This window comes from Nonomuraea corallina, assembly GCF_027620315.1.
GTDB classification, from domain to species: Bacteria; Actinomycetota; Actinomycetes; order Streptosporangiales; family Streptosporangiaceae; genus Nonomuraea; species Nonomuraea corallina.
Genome location: NZ_JAPNNL010000063.1, coordinates 1 through 18,504 on the forward strand (window position 1 = coordinate 1; position 18,504 = coordinate 18,504).

The following is an 18,504-nucleotide window of genomic DNA, read 5'->3' on the forward strand; positions in this document are numbered from 1 at the left end:
CTCGGCCTCCAGGTCGGCCACGGGACGCGGGCCGGGCAGCGCCGGCGGCCCGGCCATGCGCAGGCACGGCCCCGCCGTCCGCCCGGGGCTGACGCCCAGCCCGGCCAGCGAGGCCGGGCCGGAAGGTGACAGATCAGGCATCCAGCGCCTCTTCCGCGTCCAGATCGCGGGACAGGAGCGCCGCCAGGGCGTCGAGGGCCTCCTCGGCGCCGGGGGCGTCCGACTCCAGCGTCACCTCGGTGCCGTGGACGGCGCCGAGCGAGAGCACGCCCAGCATGCTGTGGGCCGGGACCGCCTTCTCTCCCACCCGGATCCGCACGGGCACGCCCAGCCGCGCCGCCTCCTGCACGAACAGTTTGGCGGGCCGGGCGTGCAGCCCGCTGGCCGACGCGACGGCCACGGTCCTCTCGGGCATGGCAACCTCCTCACGGTTCGATGGTGACCTTGATGGCCTCGCCCCGGCTGACCAGGTCGATCCCGTCCAGCACCCGCGACAGCGGGAGCCGGTGGGTGATCAGGTCGGCGACCGGGACGGCGCCCTCGGCGATCAGGCTGAGGGCCTCGGCGTTGTGGGCGGGGCTGGAGCCGTTCGCGCCGACGATCGTCAGCTCACGGTAGTGGACCAGGTTCGAGTCCAGCCGGATGAACGGGTCGTCCTTCGGCAGGCCGCCGAAGAAGCTGATGCGCCCCTGCCTGGCGGTCATCAGCACCGCCTGCTCCTGCGCGGCGCCGGCCGCGGCGGCGGTGACGACCACGTCGGCGCCCCGGCCGCCGGTCAGCTTGAGCACCTGCTCCACCGGGTCGCCGTCGATCGCGGCGTCGGGACGTACCAGCTCGGCCGCCATCGCGAGACGTTCGGTGTTCACGTCCACGAGGAACACCCGCGCCGCGCCGCGCGCCCGCGCCAGCCGCACGTGCAGGCACCCGATCGGCCCGGCCCCCATCACCACCACGTCGTCACCCGTACCCACCCGGGCCAGGGTCTGCCCGTTGAGGACGCACGCCAGCGGCTCGGCCACCGACGCCTCGGCGAACCCGATGCCGTCCGGGACGGCGTTCACCCCGTTCACGGCCAGCACCTTGGCCGGGACGACCATGTACTCGGCGAACCCGCCGTCGTAGTGGTAGCCCATGGACTCCTGGTTCGGGCAGACGGTCAGCCGCCCGGCAAGGCAGTCGGGACAGACGCCGCACGGGATGGCGGCGATCACCTGCACCCGCTCGCCGGTGCCGACCACCTCGCCGGCGATCTCGTGCCCCATCACCCGGGGCGGCCGGATGTGGTGGTGGCCGAACTTGTAGATCTTCGCGTCGGTGCCGCACGTCGAGCAGTTGCGCACCCGGATCTTCAGCTCGCCGGGGCCGGCGACCGGCTCCGGCGCGTCCTCGATCCGGATGTCGCCCGGCGCGTGGAATCTGGCGACCCTCACGTTGTCAGCTCCTTCATCACCTGATGGACCTCCGTCGCCTCCCGCAGCGTGCGCGCCCGCTCCGGGTCGAGGAGGATCTCGGCCAGCGCCGCCAGCAGCGGCACGTGGCCGTCGTTCCTGGCCGCGATCCCGACGCACAGCGTGACGAGCTCGCCGCCCCAGTCGACGCCGCCGGGGAAGCGCACCACGCAGATCGCGTCGCGCGCGATGTCCTCCTTGGCGGCCGCGGTGCCGTGCGGGATGGCCACGCCCTCGCCGACGTACGTGGAGATCGACCGCTCGCGTTCGAGCATCGCCTCGACGTACGGCTCGGCGACCGCGCCGATGTCGACCAGGACCCGCCCGCAGCGCCGGATGGCCTCGTCGCGGCCGGCCGCGCTCTCGTGCAGCAGCACCGCGCGCGGATCGAGCAGGTCGTCACGCATCGACGGTGCCGCCGCTCTTGATGGCGGCGACGAGCTTGGTCACGGCCGGGTCGCCCAGGAAGATCTGGAACGGCACCAGCACCTTGTCCGGCGCCGCCGCCCTGGCCCTGGCGGCCAGCCCGGCGTGGCAGAGCACCACGTCGGCGTCGGCGGGGATGTCGTTCACCGGCGTGTGCTCGACGGTGACGCCGGAGTCCTTGAGCTGCTTGCGGAGCTGGCCGGCGAGCATCACGCTGCTGCCCATCCCCGCGTCGCAGGCCACGATGATCTTGCGGATGTCCTTGCTGTCGATGCTGGGCACGGTTCACGCCTCCTTGCCGGCGGTACGGGTCGTGGTCTCTTCAGCGGGCGTGGCCGGCGCGGCGGGCGCGGCGGGCTCGCGACGCTCGCCGTTCGCGCGCTCCCCGGCGGTGTCCCTTGTGGCGTCCCTGGTGGTTTCCTCTGCGGCGGACGGTGCCGGGGCGGTCTCGGCCGACGGGTCGACGGCGGGCTCCTCCTCCTTCTCGCCGCGGCCGAAGCCCAGCAGCAGCGAGGCCAGGACGAACGACACGGCCGTGGCGACCACGATGCCGGCGATCGAGGCGAACAGGCCGCCGCGCGGCGTGACCGCCAGGTAGGCGAAGATGCTGCCCGGCGACGGCGTGGCCACCAGCCCGGCACCGGTGATCATGAAGGTGAACACGCCGGCCATGCCGCCGCCGATGAGGGCCAGGATGAGGCGGGGCTTCATCAGCACGTACGGGAAGTAGATCTCGTGGATGCCGCCGAAGAAGTGGATGATCATGGCGGGCGGGGCGCTGGGACGCATCGCGCGCGGGCCGAAGAACATGAAGGCGAGGAGCAGGCCGAGGCCGGGGCCGGGGTTCGACTCCAGCATGAACAGGATCGACTTGCCGGTCTCCGCCGCCTGGGTCACGCCGAGCGGGCCGAGGACGCCGTGGTTGACGGCGTTGTTGAGGAACAGCACCTTGGCCGGCTCGATCAGCACGGAGGAGAGCGGCAGCAGGCCGGTGGTGACCAGCCAGTTCACCGCGTTCTCCGCGGCGCCGGTGATCACCTGCACGATCGGGCCGATGCCCAGCACGCCGGCCACCGCCATCGCGCCGCCGATGATGCCCGCGGAGAAGTTGTCCACCAGCATCTCGAACCCGGACCGGGTCCGCGCCTCGGTGAACGCGTCCACCTTCTTCAGGATCCAGGCGGTGAGCGGGCCGATGATCATCGCGCCGAGGAACATCGGGGCGTCCGCTCCCACCACGACGCCCATCGCGGCCACGGCGCCCACCACGGCCCCGCGCTGGCCGTGCACCATCCGGCCGCCCGTATAGGCGATGAGGACCGGCAGCAGGACCTTGATGATCGGGTCGACCATCGCGGCGAGCGTCGCGTTGGGCAGCCAGCCGGTGGGGATGAACAGGGCGGTGATGAGTCCCCAGGCGATGAACGCGCCGATGTTCGGCATGATCATGCCCGCCAGGTGACCGCCGATCCGCTGGATCGTGGCCTTGACGCCGGTCCCGTAGACCGGGGGTGTGTAGGTGTCGGCCATTGGACTTCGCTCCTTAGGGGGGTGAGCAGTCTCGTGCGTGATGAGCCGGAGGTCAGCGGGAGGACGGCGGCGGATGCCGCTCCGCCCCGGCCGGGACCGGCCCGCCGTCCGCGCGGCGGCCGTCGCCGGCGGCGAACGCCGAGGTGAGGAGGCGGGCCGGGTCGGGACGGGAGACGCGCACCTCGCCGCGGCGGATGTCCGGGGGCCCCGGCATGCGGCTGCCCGGCAGGCCGACCGCTGCGGCGCCCCAGGCCAGCGCCTCCACCAGCGCCCTCTCGCCACGGGCGCCGCCCGCCAGGAACCCGGCGAGCATGGCGTCGCCCGCGCCGACCGCGCTGCGGGGCTCGGCGACGGGCGCCTCCCCGTACCAGGCGCCGCCGTCCTCGACCAGGACGGCGCCGTCGGCGCCGAGACTGGCCAGCACGGTACGCGCGCCCGCGGCCCGCAGCTTGGCCGCGGCCGCCACCACGTCGCCGACACAGGCGATGGCCATGCCGGTGGCGCCGGCCAGCTCCTCCAGGTTGGGCTTGACCAGCGCGGGCCCGGAGCCGAGCGCGCAGGAGAGCGCGGGACCGCTGGTGTCGACGGCCACGTGGATGCCCGCCCCGGCGAAGCGGCGGCACAGCCGGGCGTAGACGTCCTCGGGCACCTCGGGCGGCAGGCTTCCCGAGGCGACCACCCAGTCGGCCTCGCGGGCCTCGGCCAGCACCGAGTCGGCGATCGTGTCCAGCTCGTCCGGGGACAGCGCCGTGCCGGGCTCGTTGATCTTCGTGACGGTCCCGTCGGGCTCGGCCAGCGTCACGTTCGACCGGGTCCGGCCGGCCACCGGCACGGTCACCATGTCGAGGCCCTCCTGCCGCAGGAGGCGCACGAGCTGCCGGCCCTCGTCGCCGCCGAACGGCACCACGGCGCGCGAGGCCACGGCGTTGGCCAGCAGGGCGCGCGAGACGTTCACGCCCTTGCCGCCGGGGTCGAGCCGGGCGGCGGCGGCGCGGATGACCGCGCCCCGGTCGAGGGCGGCGATCTCGATCGTGCGGTCCAGGCTCGGGTTGAGCGTCAGGGTGACGATCACGCGCGCACCACCTGGGGTCCGGCGGCCGCCAGCTCGGCGGCGAGCGCGTCGTCCACGCCGGTGTCGGTGATCACGACGTCGATCTCGCTCAGCGCGGCGAACCGCGCGAGGTAGGTGGCGGTGAACTTGGTGTGGTCCGCCAGCAGCACGCTGCGCTCGGCGGCCCGCACCATCGCCCGCTTGATCGCCGCCTCGGCCGGATCGGGCGTGGTCAGGCCCTTGTCGGCGGAGCAGCCGTTGGTGGCCATGAACGCCACGTCCACGTGCAGGTGGGCCAGCGGCTGCAGCGCCCAGTCGTCCACTGTGGCCAGGGTGCGGCCGCGTACCCGGCCGCCCAGCATGATCACGTTGAGGTTGCTGCGGGCGGCGAGGACGGTGGCCAGCGGCGGCGAGTTGACCACCACGGTGAGCTCGCGGTCGGCGGGCAGCACGCCCACCAGGCGGCCCGTGGTGGTGCCGGCGTCGATGATGACCGATCCGTCCTCGGGCAGTTCGGCCAGGGCGGCCTTGGCGATGCGCTCCTTCTCCGCGGTCATCACCTCGTCGCGGGTGGCGAGCGCGGGCTCGAAGCCGAGCCGCTCCACGGGGATCGCGCCGCCGTGCACGCGGCGCAGCACGCCGGCCCGCTCCAGCGCGGTCAGGTCGCGGCGGATGGTCTCGGTGGTGACGTCGAGCTCGGCCGCCAGCGAGACCACGTCGACGCGGCCCGCCGCGCGCGCCCTGCGCAGGATCTCCTGCTGCCGCTCCTCGGCGTACATGATGTTGATTCACCGCCGTTTCGAGTTGGTTTCCCCTGTGTTTATCGCCGTTTCTGTGGTTGGTCAAGACTCTGATAGGTATGACCGATGCGCATGAAGCCCTGGGCCGCCGTCGCCGCGGCCGTACCCCTCGCGGCGGGATGCGTCGCGGGCCCCTCGGCGGCCCCCGCCCGCGCGTCGAGCGGCGCCCCGCAGAGCTCGTCCGCCCAGAGCCCGTCGAGCCAGGTCACGGCGGCGCCTTCGGCGGCGCAGTCGGCCGCGCCGCCGGAAGTGCCGCCGGGCACGACCGCGTCATGGCTGGTGTACGACCGGGTGAAGGGCAGGTTCGTGGCGACCCGGCACGCGCACCGGGCGTACCGCTCGGCCTCGGTGATCAAAATCCTGATCGCGATCGACTTCCTGGAGTCGCGCAGGACGGTGTCCGCCTCCGACGCCAGGCTGTTGAAGATCATGCTGAGGGAGAGCGACGACGACGCGGCCACGGCGTTCTGGAACCGCGGAGGCAAGGGCGCCATCGTCACCCGCGCGGCCCGCAAGCTCCGGCTGGCGGACACCGCGCCGCCTCCCGCGTCCAAGCCCGGGTTCTGGGGCTACGCCACGCTGAGCGGGCACGACGTCGTGCGCACCTACCGCTACCTGCTCGACACGGCCGCGCCGCGGGTGCGCGAGACGATCCTGGGCCACCTGCGCGCGGCCACGCCGTGCGGCAGCGACGGATTCGACCAGACCTTCGGCATCCCGGACGGGGTGCCGGGGCGCAAGGCGGTCAAGCAGGGCTGGTCGGGTTTCGGGCTGACGCCGCCGGTCCGGTGCGGCGCCAGGACCCAGAGCGCGGCCATCTCCCTGGTCGCCGCCCGCGCCGCCGACTCGCGGGTGCCCGACTACGGCCGGCCGGTGCTCTACACGACCGGGCTCGTGGGCAAGGACGAGAGGTACGTGATGGCGGTGCTGACCGCGCACCCGGCGGGGACGACGTGGCGGAGTTCGGTGCAGCGCGTCACGCGGATCACCAGGGACCTGTATCGCCACGTCTCGTGAACGGTTCACGGACGGTCGGGTCGATGCCGCGTCCTTGGGGCGTACCGCGAGAAGGCGTCGTCGCCGCGGCGGTCGACCGGACGCGTCGGAGGACGGCGGGCCGCGATCGCGCGCCCGGGGACCGTCAGCCGATGTAGGCGGCGTACACCTTCTTGGGCACCGCCATCCGCCACGCCTCGATCACCAGCTCGCGCGTCTCGCCGGGTTCGAGGGCGGCCATGCGGGTCACCACCCAGTTGAACCGCAGATCGGACTCGCGGGGCAGGAGGAACTTCGCGGGCTCCGCGGCGACCAGCGCGGCCCGCTCCTCCTTGGGGAAGGCGAACCCCATCAGCGTCTCGTCGCGCGAGAACGCGAGGTAGACGATGGAGCCCACGCGGAACTTGACCCGATCCCTGATCAGGTGCTCCGACGACCGGGGGAGGGTCGTCGCGAGCCGTCGTACGTCCTCGACCGTGACCACCCGGTCAACGCTACCGGTTGCCTTCCGCCGAGGAGATGTCGGCGAGCGCCGAGTCAGGGTCGCGCTCCATCGCGAGGTCGCCGATGCTCAGGATGCCGACGGCGCGGCCGTCCTCCACGACCGGCAGGCGGCGTACGGCGTGCTGGCGCATGAGCTTGACCGCCTGGTCGAGGCTGGTGTCGGGGCAGATGACCTCGACGCTGGGCGTGCACGCCTCGCGCACGGGCGTGTCGGGGCCCTTGTCGTCGGCGACGAGCCGGATGGTGATGTCGCGGTCGGTCACGATGCCGGTCATCCGGCCGTCGTCGTTGACGATGATCGCGCCGGTGTCGCGGTCGCGCATGAGCGCGGCGGCGACGCTCACGGGCTGGCCGGCGTCGATGCTGGCGGGGCTCCTGGTCATGACGTCTGCCACGGTTCTGACCATGGTGGTCGCCTCCTCGATGGTTCCCTGGCGGGAGGAACGGCACCTACCCGGTATTCCCCCTGCGCACCGGTCCGCTGGGGTGTTTGTCAGGATTTAGCCTGCTTTATACGACTGCTCGTACGCGGCCAGCACCTGCTTGCGCCGCTTGGCCGGGAGGCGGTCGATGTAGAGGTGGCCGTCGAGGTGGTCGACCTCGTGCTGGAGGCAGCGCGCGAGCATGCCGGTGCCCTCGACCGAGACCGGCCGCCCCTCGGCGTCGAAGCCGTGCGCCGCCGCGCGGTCGGAGCGGGGGAGGGGCGCGTACTGGCCGGGGACCGACAGGCAGCCCTCCTCGCCGGGGTCGAGGCGCCGCGCGCCGAGTCCGGGCAGCTCCAGGGTGGGGTTGACGACGACGCCACGGTGACGGACGTCGTCGGCGTCGGGGCAGTCGTAGACGAACACCCGCAGGGACACGCCGATCTGGTTGGCGGCGAGCCCGACGCCGTCGGCCGCGTACATGCTCGCGAACATGTCGTCGACCAGCGCCCGCAGCTCGTCGTCGAACCGGGTGACCGGCTCGCACGGCGTGTGCAGCACCGGATCACCGACCCGCACGATCGGCCGGATCTCGCCCACGTGCCACCGCCCTTCCCCGTCGTCGGGGCCAGTGTAGGGGAAATCCTGATATGTCCGGATGGCGAGACATATCCTCTTGAATAGTGAGATGGGTGGTAGCGTGACGGATATCCGCAGAGAAGAGGGAGCCGCGATGCACGCCGTCTACACCCATGGTCACCATGAGTCCGTGCTGCGCTCCCACCGGTGGCGCACCGCCGCCAACTCGGCCGCCTACCTGCTGCCCGCCCTCGGCCCCGGGACGACCCTGCTCGACGTCGGCAGCGGCCCCGGCACCATCACCGCCGACCTGGCCGGGCGGGTGGCCAGGGTGACGGCGACCGAGGTGACCGAGGAGGCGCTGGAACTGGCCAGGGCGGAGGCGGCGGCCAGGGGGACGGCCAACGTCGACTTCGCCGTCGCCGACGTGCACGCGCTGCCCTTCCCTGACGGGTCGTTCGACGTCGTCCACGCCCACCAGGTGCTCCAGCACGTCGCCGACCCCGTGCGGGCGCTGCGGGAGATGCGGCGGGTGGCCCGGTCCGGCGGCGTCGTGGCCGCCCGCGACAGCGACTACGCGGCCTTCGCCTGGTACCCCCGCGTCCCCGCGCTCGACACCTGGATGGCGCTCTACCAGAAGATCGCCCGCGGCAACGGCGGCGAGCCGGACGCCGGCCGGCGGCTGCTGTCATGGGCCCGCGCCGCCGGTTTCACCGACGTCACCGCCACCTCGTCCACCTGGTGCTTCGCCACCCCGGAAGACCGCGCCTGGTGGGGCGGCATGTGGGCGGACCGGATCCTGGACTCCGCCATGGCCGGGCAGGCCCTGTCCACCGGCGCCGCCACTGAGGAGGACCTGCGGCGGATCTCCGAGGGCTGGCGGGAGTGGGCGGCGGCCGACGACGGCTGGCTGTCCATCCTGCACGGCGAGATCCTCTGCCGTCCCTGACGGCCGCACGACCCCCGGGAGATCAGAGTCCGAGCGTGCGCGCCCGCTGCCACTGCGGATCGCGGAAGAGCACCACGTCGGTGCCGTCGATCAGCTCGTCCGGCGCCGACACCATGGTGATCTCGCCCGCCGACTGCAGCTCCAGCAGCAGGTCGCGCACCCGAGGCCCCACCGGCAGCCGGCCCGGAGGCAGACCGAACCCGTCGCGGACCGCGTCGGCGACCTCCGACAGGCGGAACGGCCCGGCGAAGGCGTCCACCACCCCGCGCACCACCGCGAGGGTGATCAGCCGCTCGGCCTCGGCGTGCGCGAGCTGCCAGGTGATCTGCTCGCGCCGCCGTCCGGTGCCGGCGCACGAGGCGCAGGGACGCGTCAGGCCGGGCGCCGGCTCCTCCTCGGCCGAGCCCAGGCAGACCGAGCACTGGTGGTGCTCGGCCGCGTGCACCTCGGCCGCCATCCGGCCGGCCAGGTGGGCGCCGCAGTCGCAGCCGTAGGTCTCGCCGAGGATCGTCCCGCTCTGACGGGTGATCGTGTGCTTCGTCATCGTCGCCGACTCTACCGCCGGGCCGTCACCCGCGAGCCGAGGCGAGCCCGTGCAGGCGGCGCAGCGCCTTGCGGGCGGCGGCGGCCACACCCGGGTCCGGGTGGTGATCGATGAACACCCGCAGCACCGGCTCGGTGGCCGGATGGTCGCAGAGCGCCAGCAGCGTGATCGTGCTCGCCTGCTCGTCCGGCGCCATCCCGGCGGCCACCGACTCGACCACCTCCGACGTCTCGCCGCCGAACTCCAGCAGCGCCGCCGCCATGTCCACCAGCACCCAGCCGATCTCCTCGGTGGCCGGCTGCCGGTCGTCGCGGCTCAGCCTGGCGGCGATCACCGCGCCGACCTTGGGCTCGATCACCAGGTCGTCCAGCGCGCGGCGGCCCTCGTCGCCCAGGTTGAAGCCGAGCAGCTCGATGCCGACCGCCCGGCTCAGCGGGCTCACCTCCGGGAGCGCGGCGGCCATCTCCTTGGCGGCCCCGGCCGGGTCGCGGCGGGCCAGCCACCCGGCCAGCTCCTCGTCGCGCTCCGCCTCCGGGTACGAGCGCAGGCCGCGCAGCAGCCCGGCGGCGTCCCGTTCGGCCAGCGAGCCCATGATCGGCACCTCCTGGCCGGTGAGCTCCTCGATGAGGCGCCGGCCCATCCACAGCCCGACCGGGGTCGCCTCGTACGGGTTCGCGCCCCGTACCAGGCCGAAGGCCACCAGCTCGGCGGGAGGGTCGCCGGCGGCGGGCTCGCGCGCCACGAACAGGCGCACCACCTCCAGGAGCAGGGCCTCGTCGAGCCGGTCGCGGCACACCTCCCCCCACGCCTCCAACTCGTCCTCCTGGCCGTCGAGGAACTCCGCCGCCAGCGGCGCCGACCGCACGGCGGCGACCAGCTCCTCCCGCGGCGGCAGGCGGACAGGTTGCTGGAGCGGGAACACGTCTTCGTAGGCGGGCATCCCCCTATCCTGTCGGACCTTCCTGGCAAGTGCGATAGTGTCCCCCGTACCCCGATAGACCGGACGAAAGGAGGCGCTGAGATGTCCCGCTCTTCCCGGACGCTCACCGCGTCCGCTCCCGATCTTCGGAGGAACCGTGCTTTTCCGACCCGCGGCCGCGTCTGATCTCGGCCGCCTGCTCGACTGCGCCGTCGACGAGCCCGTCAGCTGGGCCCACCCCGAACGGCTGCGCTCCTTCCTCGCCGACGGCCACTACCGCCACGACCGGATCTGGGTGGCCGCGCAGGACGGCGAGATCCTGGCTCGCGCCGTCTGGTGGGGCTTCCCCGGCGCCGGGCCGCTCGCGCTCGACTGCCTGTACACGCACCCGTCGGTCCCCGACCGCGTCGCGCTCGCGGCCGAACTGCTCCGCCGCGCCCACGACGCGTTCGGCGACCGGCCCGCCTACCACGTGTTCGTGCCGGTCGGCTGGCGCGCCGACCCCGCCGTCACCGCCGCCGTCGCCTGGCGGTGGGAGGCGGGCCGCCGCGCGGGCCTGACCGAGGAGCTGGAACGGCTCCGGTACGCCTGGACCCAGGACCGGCCGGTGCCGGAGGCGTCCGGCAGGCTGACCTTCCACGAGGAGCCCGACGACGAGGCGTTCGTCGCCGCCTTCGCGGCCGTGTCCGCCGGCAGCCTCGACCACCACACCCGGCAGGCGCTGCTCGTCAAGGACGCCGAGACCCAGGCCAGGGAGGACCTGGCCGACTACCTGGCGATGCCGGGGGACCGGTCGTGGTGGCGGCTGGCCCGCACCCGCTCCGGCGAACCGGCCGGGTTCGCGCTGCCGTCCGCCAACCAGTCCGGCCCGGTGGTCGGCTACCTGGGCGTGCTGCCCGAGCACCGCGGCCGCGGCTACGTCGACGACCTGCTCGCCGAGATCACCCGCAGTCACGCCGGGCGCGGCGCGGACCGGATCGTCGCCGACACCGACACGGGCAACGCGCCGATGGCGCGGGCGTTGGAGCGGGCCGGCTACGAGCTGTTCGCGGTCAGGCTCGTGCTGTCGGCGAACCCCGTGACCACGTGAGGCGAACGCGACGGCCGCCACCCCGGGCGGACCCACGCGACGAGGTCACGCGGGGCGGCGGGGTGCCGTCCGGGATCTCCGCACCGACACCCCGCACGGGGCTTGCACGGGAGGGGCGGGGCTGATCTGATCGATAAGTGCGTGGTTATGAGGCTGTGTACCGGCAGAGCATCGAGGCCCCGGAGGAGTTCTGGCGCGAGGCGGCGCGGGGCGTCGACTGGGACGTCGCGCCCGAACGGATCCGCGACGACGGGCGGTGGTTCCCCGGAGGGCGGCTCAACACCTGCCACAACGCCGTCGACCGGCACGTCGCGGCGGGCCGGGGCGACCAGGACGCGCTGATCTACGACAGTCCCGTCACCGGGTCCGCGCGCCGCTACACCTACCGGGAGCTGCTCGACCTGGTCGCGCGCACCGCGGGGATGCTGCGCGGGCTCGGCGTCGGGGCCGGCGACACCGTGGTGATCTACATGCCGATGGTGCCCGAGGCCGTGATCGCGATGCTCGCCTGCGCCCGGCTCGGGGCCGTGCACTCGGTGGTCTTCGGCGGGTTCGCGGCCGGCGAGCTGGCCGTCCGCATCGACCACGCCCGGCCCAAGGTGGTGCTGTCGGCGTCCTGCGGGATCGAGCCGGCCCGGCTCATCGCGTACAAGCCGCTGCTCGACGCGGCGCTGGAGCAGGCCTCGCACCGGCCCGCGCACTGCGTGATCCTGCAGCGTGAGCAGTGCCGCGCCGACCTCACCGAGGGCCGCGACCTCGACTGGGCGGACGCCGTGCGCGACGCCGAGCCCGCCGGGTGCGTGAGCGTGGCGGCCACCGACCCGCTCTACGTCCTCTACACCTCCGGCACCACCGGCACCCCCAAGGGCGTGGTGCGCGACAACGGCGGCCACGCGGTCGCCCTGCACTGGAGCATGGCCCATGTGTACGGGGCCGCGCCCGGCGAGGTCTTCTGGGCCGCCTCCGACGTCGGCTGGGTCGTCGGCCACTCCTACATCGTCTACGGCCCGCTGCTCGCCGGCTGCACGACCGTCCTGTACGAGGGCAAGCCCGTCGGCACTCCGGACCCGGGCGCGTTCTGGCGGGTGGTGTCGACGTACGGGGTGCGGACGCTGTTCACGGCGCCCACCGCATTCCGTGCCATCAAGAAGGAGGACCCATCCGGCAGTTTCATGAAAAATTGGGATTTGTCAGGACTCCGCTACCTCTTCCTCGCCGGCGAGCGCCTCGACCCCGACACCTACCATTGGGCCTCCGACCTCCTCGGCATCCCGGTCATCGACCACTGGTGGCAGACCGAGACCGGCTGGCCGATCGCCGCGAACTGCGTCGGCATCGAGCGGCTGCCGCTCAAACCGGGCTCGCCCACCAAGCCCGTCCCCGGCTGGGACGTGCGCATCCTCGACGGAGAGGGGAACGAGTGCCCGCCCGGCGTCGAGGGCGCCGTCACGGTCCGGCTGCCGCTGCCCCCGGGCTCGCTGCCGACGCTCTACCGCGACGACGACCGCTTCACCGAGTCCTACCTGTCGCGCTACCCCGGCCACTACCTGACCGGCGACGGCGGGTACGTGGACGACGACGGCTACCTGTTCGTCATGGGCCGCGTCGACGACGTGATCAACGTGGCCGGCCACCGGCTGTCGACCGGCGCCATCGAGGAGGTCGTCTCGGCCCACCCGGACGTGGCCGAGTGCGCGGTGATCGGCATGGCCGACGAGCTCAAGGGGCAGCTCCCCGTCGGGTTCGTGGTGCTCAAGGCGGGCTCGCCGCGCGACCCCGCCGACATCGAGCGCGAGCTGGTCGCCCTGGTCCGCGAGCGGATCGGCCCCGTCGCGGCGTTCCGCAGGGCCGTCGTCGTGACCCGGCTGCCCAAGACCCGGTCCGGCAAGATCCTGCGCCGCACCATGCGCGACATCGCCGCGGGGTCCGCCTACGCCGTGCCGTCCACGATCGAGGATCCCGCCGCGCTCACGGAGATCGCCGAGGCGGTCGAGGACTGAGCCGTCGCCCCGGGGACGCTCCCAAGACGTCCGGACGGCGTCATGATGGGACTCCTCACGCTCTCCGGAGACGCCGATGACGGACATCCTGAGCTACGCGGGCGCGCTGGACATCCTCGGCTGCGAACAGATCGGGCTGGCCAAGGCCGTCGAGCAGGCCGCGGCCGTGTCGCCGACCGGCTGGGGCCGCGTCGTACCCGCCGTGGGCCTGGCCGAGCTGCGGAGTGAGATCGTCCGCTACACCGCGGACGCGGTGCGCGGGGGAGCCGCCCGGCGCGGCGGCGACACCCGTTTCCTGCGGACCCGCCGGCTGGCCGCCGCGCACGCCGTGATCGTCGTCTCGGCGTACTTCGAGGCCATGAGCGAGGCGGCCCGGCTGCCGGTCACCCTGGAACGGCTGGAGCACTCCCGGCACCCCGAAGCCGCCGAGCGGTACGCCGCCCTGGTCAGGGTCCTGCTCGCCACCCGGCTGCCGGCGCCCGAGCCGCATCGCCCGTACGAGGAGACCCGGGAGGCGGTGCGGCGGGTCCACCGGCGGATGTCCGAGGCGCTCGTCGCCTACGCGCGCGGCCTGCCGGTGTGGGGCGAACTGCCGGCGGGAGACCGGGCCCGGCTGCCGGCGCTGCTCGCCGACGGCCCCGAGGCGCACGCGCTGCGCGTCTACGACGAGGACTACCGGCTGCTCGCGCTGGACTGCCCCGAGTTCGGCAGGTGGAGCCTGGGCGCCGAACGGCAGCCGCCGGGCGCGGGGCTGTCGCGGGTGGCACGGCTGCTGGCCGAGCTGGCCCCGCCGCGCACCGGCGACCGGCCCGTCACCCACCTGGTGCGGCTCGCCGCCGGCGCGCTCGGCCAGCCGCTCATGGCCGGACAGGAGCCGCCGGAGGGCGTGACGCTGCCGCTGCTCGGCGAGGGCTACATCACCCCGCGCTGCCGGGTCGCCGAGCCCACAGCCGAGCCCACAGCCGAGCCCACAGCCGAGCCCACCGCCAGGCCCACCGCCAGGCCCACAGCCGGGCCGGCAGCCGGGCCGGCAGCCGGGCCGACATCCGGACCCGCCGCCCAGGACGCCGCCGAGCCGGCCCGTCCCGCCGCCAAGAGCTGGTGGGCCGGGCAGCGGACGCTGCCCGACACCGAGGCGTTCCTGGTCGGCCATCTCACCTCGCTCGGCGCCACCCAGGCCCCGCTGGTCGTGCTGGGCGAGCCGGGGGCGGGCAAGTCCACGCTGGTGGAGGTCCTGGCCGCCCGGCTGGCCGGCTCGGAGTTCCTGCCGGTCCGGGTGGAGCTGGGCGACGTCGTGGCCGAGTCCACCGTCCTGTCCCAGATCGACCAGGGGCTGCGCACCCTCCTGGACGCGGACGTGCGCTTCGAGGACCTGGTGGAGGCCGGGCAGGGGGCGCTGCCGGTGGTGCTGTTCGACGGCTTCGACGAGCTGGTCCAGGCCGCCGGCGCGGACCGCCACGACTACCTGGAGCAGATCCAGGAGTTCCAGGCCAGGCAGTACCGCGTCGGCCGTCCCGTCGCCGTCGTCGTCACCGGGCGCACCGTCGTCGCCGACCAGGTGCGCTTCCCGGAGGGCGTGGTCGTGCTGCAGCTGTGCCCGTTCGAGGAGGACCAGGTGCGGCGCTGGCTCGGCGTCTGGGACCAGACGAACCGGGCGGTGCTCGCCCGCCGAGACCGCGCCCCGCTGTCCGCGGGCGACGCGCTGGCCCACCCCGAGCTCGCCACCCAGCCGCTGCTCCTGCTGCTGCTCGCCCTGCACCACGCCGGCGGCGGCGTGGTGCGGGGCGCCGGCCGCGCCCAGCTGTACGAGGCGCTCGTCCGCGACGTCGCCCGCCGTGAGATCGCCAGGGACGCCTCCGCCGTCGGGCTGCCGCCGCCCCGGCTGCGCACCCTGGTGGACCGGGAGCTGGTGCGGCTGGGGGCGGTCGCGCTGTCGATGTTCGCCCGCGGCCGTCCCGCCGCCGCGCCGGCCGCGCTCGACGCCGACCTCGCGGCGCTGTGCGGGCCGGGCAGCCGGGCGGACCGGGTCACCAGAAGGCTGTTCTTCGTCCGCCGTACGATCGCGGACGGCTCCCCAGCGGAGGCCTCCCCAGCGGAGGCCTCCCCAGCGAGCGGCTCCCCAGCGAGCGGCTCTCCGGGGGGCGGCTCTTCAGCGGGCGGCGGCGAGCGCGTGCGCGGCTACGCGTTCGCGCACGCCACCTTCGGCGAGTTCCTCGTCGCCTGGCTGGCCGTGTTCGCGGTCCGCGAGCTGGTCAGGCGCCATGACCTGACCGGGGGCGAGCTGGCCGCCGCGCCCGCCCAGGACCTGGACGACGACCTGCTGTACGCGGTCTCCTCGTTCTCCTGCCTGGCCGAGCGCGGGCCGATCGTCGGCTTCGCCGTCGAGCTGCTCGCCGAACTGCCCGCCCAGGAGCGCGAAAGGGCCGCCGAACTGCTCGGCGCGCTGCTGCGCGAGTCACTGTACGAACGGCGGCGGCGCTCCTTCACCGGGTTCGAGCCGGTGCGGCGGCCGGTGACGAGGCGGCTGGCCGCCTACTCCGCCAACCTCACCCTGCTGGCGGTGGCCGCCTCCGGCGCGCCCGTGCGGGTGTCGGAGCTGTTCGGCGACCCCGACCCGCTGGCGCGGTGGACCTCCCACGCGCACCTGTGGCGCAGCCAGCTCGGCGACGGCGGCTGGACCGGGCTGCTGGCCGCCCTGCCCGCCCGGCGGGTGACGGAGAACGGCGAGCGCGACATCCTGCTCGGCGGGCCCGCCGAACCGCCCGGCGGCGACGGGCTCGGCTGGTGGTTCGGCCACCGGACCGGCCACTGGTTCGGCCACCGGCTGGACCACCGGCTGGACCACCGGCCCGACCAGGGGCACTCCCAGGGGCTCGACCAGTGGCACGGGCAGCGGCCCGGGCAGCGCGCCACCGTGCTGCGCCACCGGGTCCGGGCCTTCGCCGAGCGGCCGTACCTGCTCAGCCCTGACACCGACCTGCTCGCCGACGTGCTCGGCGAGAGCGCCGACGTGGCGCTCGTGCTGCGGCCGGGCCGGGTGGCGAGCCTGCCCCGGTTGCTGGCCGAGCTGGTCGCCGGTGAGCCGCCGGATCCCGATGAGCGGATCGCCCGCTACCTCGACGCGATCAGCGCCGTCACCGCCCCCGGCGCGCCGCGCGACACCCGTCTGCTGGCGCTCATCGCGCACGCGGTCACGGCCGACGGCGCCGCGCTGCCCTTCGCCGGCCGCGGCCGCATCGTCAGCGAGCTCCTGCACGCCGGCGCCGACCACGCGCTGCTGCGGGCGCTCGTCGAATCCATGATCGCCGAACGGTTCGAGAGCTGGGAGAGCCTCGTCCAGGCGGGCATCCCCGAGGACGTGCTCCGCAAGATCCAGAGCCCTTAGCCGGCGTCGTCGACCGGCAGCTCGACCGTGATGGTGAGGCCGCCCTCCTCGCGCGGCCGGGCGGTCACCACGCCGCCGTGCGCCTCGGCGATGACCCGGACGATCGACAGGCCCAGCCCGCTGCCGCGCTCGGAGCGCAGCCGGTCGCCGTGCAGCCGCCGGAACGGCTCGAAGATCGTCTCGATCTCGTACGGAGGAACCTGCAGCCCGGTGTTGGCCACCACCAGCTCCACCCGGTCGGCCCGCTGCCGGGTCGTCACCCAGACCTCGCCCTTGGCGTGGTTGTGCCGGACGGCGTTCTCCACCAGGTTCTGCACCAGCCGCTCCACCAGCACCGCCTCGCCGGCCGTCGGCGCGGTGTCCAGCAGCCGGTGCAGGGTCACCTCGCGTTCTGCCGCCTCCTGCGCCGCCTGGTCCAGCACGTGCTCGGCCACGTCCGACAGGTCGAACGGGCGGCGGTCCAGCACGGCCTGCTCGCCCTCGGTCAGCGCCAGCAGCCCGTCGATGAGCCGCTCGTGCCGGGAGTTGACCAGCAACAGCGACTCGCCGAGCCGCTTGACGTCGTCGGTCGCGTCCGGCCGCCGCACCGCCACGTCCACCAGCGTCCGGTTGATGGTCAGCGGCGTGCGCAGCTCGTGCGAGGCGTTGGCGACGAAGCGGCGCTGACCGTCGAAGGAACGGGCGAGCCGGCCGAGCATGGTGTCGAAGGTCTCGGTCAGCTCCTTCAGCTCGTCGCGCGGGCCCTGGTAGCCGATCCGCTCGGTGAGGTCGTGGCTCTGCGCCACCCGGCGCGCGGTCGCGGTCACGTCGGCCAACGGCCTCAGCGTCCAGCCGGCCGTCCGCCAGCCCGCCACGAACGCCAGCCCGGCGCCGGCCAGGACCGCGAGCGCGCCGATGTCGCGCACGTTGGCGAGCGTGTCACGCTGGTAGATCCGGCGCACCTGGGCCACCCGGTCCTGGGCGACGGCGTAGCCGAGGGTGCGCCGCGGATAGTAGCCCGACGGCAGATCCATGTACGCGGGCGTCAGCAGCCCGGCGCGCGGCTCCAGGCTCTGCCGCACGACCAGCAGCAGCCCCGCCAGCAGCAGCGCCCCGACCAGGGCGAACACCAGCGCGCAGGCCAGCGCGAACCGTAAGCGGATGCTCATGGGATGCGGTATCCCGCACCCGGCACGGTCTCGATCAGCTGCGGCGCGCCGAGCTTCTTGCGCAGCTTCGTCATCGTGGTCCGCACCGTGTTCGTGAACGGGTCGATGTGCTCGTCCCACACCTTCTCCAGCAGATCCTCCGCCGACACGACCGCGCCCTGCGCGCGCAGCAACTCCGCCAGCACCCCGAACTCCTTGCGGGCCAGCGGCACGTACCGCCCGTCCCTGAACACCTGCCGATGCGCCCAGTCGAGCCGCACCCCGGCCCGCTCCAGCATCGGCGGGTCGGCCTTCCTGGCCCGCCGGCCCAGCGCGTGCACCCGCGCCACCAGCTCCTCGAACGCGAACGGCTTCGGCAGGTAGTCGTCCGCGCCGAGTGACAGCCCCGCGACCCTGGCCCGCACGTCGCCCGCCGCGGTCAGCATGAGCACGCGCACCAGCGCGCCGCGCTCGACCACGGTCGCGCACACCTGGTCGCCGTGCGTGCCCGGCAGGTCCCTGTCGAGGATGAGCACGTCGTAGTCGTGCACGCCCAGCCGTTCCAGCGCCCCGTCCCCGTCGTAGGCCACGTCCACGGCGAGAGCCTCGTCCCGCAGGCCCTCGGCGATCGAGTCGGCGAGCATGCGCTCGTCCTCGGCGATCAACACCCGCACCCTTGCCCCCAAAAGTCGAAATGCCGCACAGTGTGACTGTAGAGGCATAACGCTGGCATA

General features: G+C 74.0%; 19 protein-coding genes. 5 read left to right on the top strand and 14 right to left on the bottom strand.

Going from position 1 to position 18,504, the window contains the following annotated elements:
• Positions 1–133: 133 nt before the first annotated feature.
• The 7 genes from OUY22_RS17430 to OUY22_RS17460 are packed head-to-tail and all read right to left on the bottom strand — an operon-like array spanning position 134 to position 5,234.
• Positions 134–415: an HPr family phosphocarrier protein gene (locus tag OUY22_RS17430; RefSeq protein ID WP_270156047.1), complete on the bottom strand. Its 282-nt coding sequence runs from the start codon at positions 413–415 to the stop codon at positions 134–136.
• 10 nt (positions 416–425) lie between these two features.
• On the bottom strand, positions 426–1,430 hold the full coding sequence (locus tag OUY22_RS17435) for a zinc-binding dehydrogenase (RefSeq protein WP_270156048.1): 1,005 nt from the start codon (positions 1,428–1,430) through the stop codon (positions 426–428).
• Complete coding sequence (locus OUY22_RS17440) at positions 1,427–1,855, bottom strand: PTS sugar transporter subunit IIA (RefSeq protein ID WP_270156049.1); 429 nt, start codon at positions 1,853–1,855, stop codon at positions 1,427–1,429. Before OUY22_RS17440 ends, OUY22_RS17435 begins: the two co-directional genes overlap by 4 nt.
• Positions 1,848–2,156, bottom strand: coding sequence for a PTS lactose transporter subunit IIB (locus OUY22_RS17445; protein WP_270156051.1), 309 nt, complete (start codon positions 2,154–2,156; stop codon positions 1,848–1,850). Before OUY22_RS17445 ends, OUY22_RS17440 begins: the two co-directional genes overlap by 8 nt.
• Positions 2,157–2,159: 3 nt before the next feature.
• Entirely contained in the window at positions 2,160–3,404 is a 1,245-nt protein-coding gene (mtlA, locus tag OUY22_RS17450; RefSeq protein ID WP_270156052.1) for a PTS mannitol transporter subunit IICB, read from the bottom strand.
• Positions 3,405–3,456: 52 nt separating this feature from the next.
• A complete protein-coding gene (gene pfkB / locus OUY22_RS17455) occupies positions 3,457–4,476 on the bottom strand; it encodes a 1-phosphofructokinase (protein ID WP_270156053.1) in 1,020 nt (339 codons plus the stop codon).
• Positions 4,473–5,234 carry a DeoR/GlpR family DNA-binding transcription regulator gene (locus OUY22_RS17460; protein WP_270156054.1) on the bottom strand — a complete coding sequence of 254 codons (762 nt, stop codon included), beginning with the start codon at positions 5,232–5,234 and terminating at the stop codon, positions 4,473–4,475. The genes pfkB and OUY22_RS17460 overlap by 4 nt, the downstream gene beginning before the upstream one ends.
• Positions 5,235–5,321: 87 nt before the next feature.
• Here OUY22_RS17460 and OUY22_RS17465 point away from each other — a divergent pair, with 87 nt between their 5' ends.
• The gene (locus tag OUY22_RS17465; protein WP_270156055.1) at positions 5,322–6,272 is read left to right on the top strand and encodes a hypothetical protein; all 951 of its coding nucleotides are present in this window, start codon (positions 5,322–5,324) and stop codon (positions 6,270–6,272) included.
• 124 nt (positions 6,273–6,396) lie between these two features.
• Here OUY22_RS17465 and OUY22_RS17470 read toward each other — a convergent pair whose 3' ends face one another.
• The 3 genes from OUY22_RS17470 to def all read right to left on the bottom strand — a co-directional run bounded on the left by OUY22_RS17470 (position 6,397) and on the right by def (position 7,777).
• A complete protein-coding gene (locus OUY22_RS17470) occupies positions 6,397–6,735 on the bottom strand; it encodes an MmcQ/YjbR family DNA-binding protein (protein WP_270156056.1) in 339 nt (112 codons plus the stop codon).
• A 10-nt stretch (positions 6,736–6,745) separates the two neighbouring features.
• The gene (locus OUY22_RS17475) at positions 6,746–7,150 is read right to left on the bottom strand and encodes a CBS domain-containing protein (RefSeq protein WP_270156057.1); all 405 of its coding nucleotides are present in this window, start codon (positions 7,148–7,150) and stop codon (positions 6,746–6,748) included.
• 105 nt (positions 7,151–7,255) lie between these two features.
• Entirely contained in the window at positions 7,256–7,777 is a 522-nt protein-coding gene (gene def / locus OUY22_RS17480; protein ID WP_408638174.1) for a peptide deformylase, read from the bottom strand.
• 133 nt (positions 7,778–7,910) lie between these two features.
• On the opposite strand from def, the gene OUY22_RS17485 reads away from it, so the two are divergent.
• Entirely contained in the window at positions 7,911–8,705 is a 795-nt protein-coding gene (locus tag OUY22_RS17485) for a class I SAM-dependent methyltransferase (RefSeq protein WP_270156058.1), read from the top strand.
• Between the two features lie 22 nt (positions 8,706–8,727).
• Here OUY22_RS17485 and OUY22_RS17490 read toward each other — a convergent pair whose 3' ends face one another.
• Both OUY22_RS17490 and OUY22_RS17495 read right to left on the bottom strand, forming a co-directional pair.
• Entirely contained in the window at positions 8,728–9,249 is a 522-nt protein-coding gene (locus tag OUY22_RS17490; protein ID WP_270156059.1) for a hypothetical protein, read from the bottom strand.
• A 25-nt stretch (positions 9,250–9,274) separates the two neighbouring features.
• Positions 9,275–10,189, bottom strand: a complete 915-nt coding sequence (locus OUY22_RS17495) for a hypothetical protein (protein ID WP_270156060.1) — start codon at positions 10,187–10,189, stop codon at positions 9,275–9,277.
• A 136-nt stretch (positions 10,190–10,325) separates the two neighbouring features.
• Between OUY22_RS17495 and OUY22_RS17500 the strand changes: the two genes are divergently transcribed.
• The 3 genes from OUY22_RS17500 (at position 10,326) to OUY22_RS17510 (ending at position 16,643) form a co-directional block, all read left to right on the top strand.
• Complete coding sequence (locus OUY22_RS17500; RefSeq protein WP_270156061.1) at positions 10,326–11,258, top strand: GNAT family N-acetyltransferase; 933 nt, start codon at positions 10,326–10,328, stop codon at positions 11,256–11,258.
• 137 nt (positions 11,259–11,395) lie between these two features.
• Complete coding sequence (locus tag OUY22_RS17505; RefSeq protein ID WP_270156062.1) at positions 11,396–13,258, top strand: propionyl-CoA synthetase; 1,863 nt, start codon at positions 11,396–11,398, stop codon at positions 13,256–13,258.
• A 76-nt stretch (positions 13,259–13,334) separates the two neighbouring features.
• Positions 13,335–16,643: an NACHT N-terminal helical domain 7-containing protein gene (locus OUY22_RS17510; RefSeq protein ID WP_270156063.1), complete on the top strand. Its 3,309-nt coding sequence runs from the start codon at positions 13,335–13,337 to the stop codon at positions 16,641–16,643.
• On the opposite strand, the gene OUY22_RS17515 is transcribed toward OUY22_RS17510, so the two are convergent.
• A complete protein-coding gene (locus tag OUY22_RS17515) occupies positions 16,640–17,791 on the bottom strand; it encodes a sensor histidine kinase (protein WP_270156064.1) in 1,152 nt (383 codons plus the stop codon). The two genes, OUY22_RS17510 and OUY22_RS17515, sit on opposite strands and share 4 nt — an antisense overlap.
• A complete protein-coding gene (locus OUY22_RS17520; RefSeq protein ID WP_270156065.1) occupies positions 17,788–18,444 on the bottom strand; it encodes a response regulator transcription factor in 657 nt (218 codons plus the stop codon). Before OUY22_RS17520 ends, OUY22_RS17515 begins: the two co-directional genes overlap by 4 nt.
• Positions 18,445–18,504: the final 60 nt, after the last annotated feature.

Coding starts and splice junctions, on each gene's coding strand:
- OUY22_RS17430 (WP_270156047.1), bottom strand. CDS start 415: ATGCCCGAGAGGACCGTGGCCGTCGCGTCGGCCAGCGGGCTGCACGCC.
- OUY22_RS17440 (WP_270156049.1), bottom strand. CDS start 1,855: ATGCGTGACGACCTGCTCGATCCGCGCGCGGTGCTGCTGCACGAGAGC.
- mtlA (WP_270156052.1), bottom strand. CDS start 3,404: ATGGCCGACACCTACACACCCCCGGTCTACGGGACCGGCGTCAAGGCC.
- OUY22_RS17460 (WP_270156054.1), bottom strand. CDS start 5,234: ATGTACGCCGAGGAGCGGCAGCAGGAGATCCTGCGCAGGGCGCGCGCG.
- OUY22_RS17465 (WP_270156055.1), top strand. CDS start 5,322: ATGCGCATGAAGCCCTGGGCCGCCGTCGCCGCGGCCGTACCCCTCGCG.
- OUY22_RS17485 (WP_270156058.1), top strand. CDS start 7,911: ATGCACGCCGTCTACACCCATGGTCACCATGAGTCCGTGCTGCGCTCC.
- OUY22_RS17490 (WP_270156059.1), bottom strand. CDS start 9,249: ATGACGAAGCACACGATCACCCGTCAGAGCGGGACGATCCTCGGCGAG.
- OUY22_RS17495 (WP_270156060.1), bottom strand. CDS start 10,189: ATGCCCGCCTACGAAGACGTGTTCCCGCTCCAGCAACCTGTCCGCCTG.
- OUY22_RS17510 (WP_270156063.1), top strand. CDS start 13,335: ATGACGGACATCCTGAGCTACGCGGGCGCGCTGGACATCCTCGGCTGC.
- OUY22_RS17515 (WP_270156064.1), bottom strand. CDS start 17,791: ATGAGCATCCGCTTACGGTTCGCGCTGGCCTGCGCGCTGGTGTTCGCC.